1 protein-coding gene is annotated in these 546 nt (G+C 30.0%); it reads right to left on the bottom strand.

The genetic code is table 11. The features are described from left to right. Nucleotides 1–546 (bottom strand): DnaD domain protein (locus KPL50_RS26760; protein ID WP_216301486.1); only part of this gene is annotated, 546 nt, incomplete at both ends.

The raw sequence follows: 546 nt of genomic DNA on the forward strand, positions 1-546 counted from the left end.
GTTTACCACCAGCAGTATTGCGTTTGTTAGTAAGTGCATGTTTTTTATCTTTCTTTTCTATGTCCTGAAGCGAGTTTATGCCGTCTTTAAACCAACTATTTAGAATCCCATCAATATATTTAAAATCAGCTCTGTTAAGTCTATCAAAACAAATATCGCAAGCTTTAAATATAATTTCGAGAGAAAATTTATAAACATTTATCCATTTATCTAGTATTTGTTCTTGAGGTTTCATTATTTCGGGAGCTTTAATCCCTAGATAATTTAATATTTTTCTAATATTTATCCATTTATCCTCATGTTTCTTTATATAAGATTGAGCATCTTCAATATTTTTAATATCCGCATCATGCCATGCAATGGCAATGGTTTCAATGTACCTATAATCAACTTTACCTTTTGATACGCAGTATTGAATTAATAGAAGTATTAATTCTGGGGGGAAATTATAATCTTTTTGCCAGCTTAGATACATTGTCATTTCTTTTGGTGATAATGGTTTGGCTAATAGTTTTTCAATATCCTGTAGCATGCCCTTTATAGAAG

The sequence above is a fragment of the Clostridium sp. CF012 genome (assembly GCF_018861755.1).
In the GTDB taxonomy this organism is placed as follows: domain Bacteria; phylum Bacillota; class Clostridia; order Clostridiales; family Clostridiaceae; genus Clostridium_AD.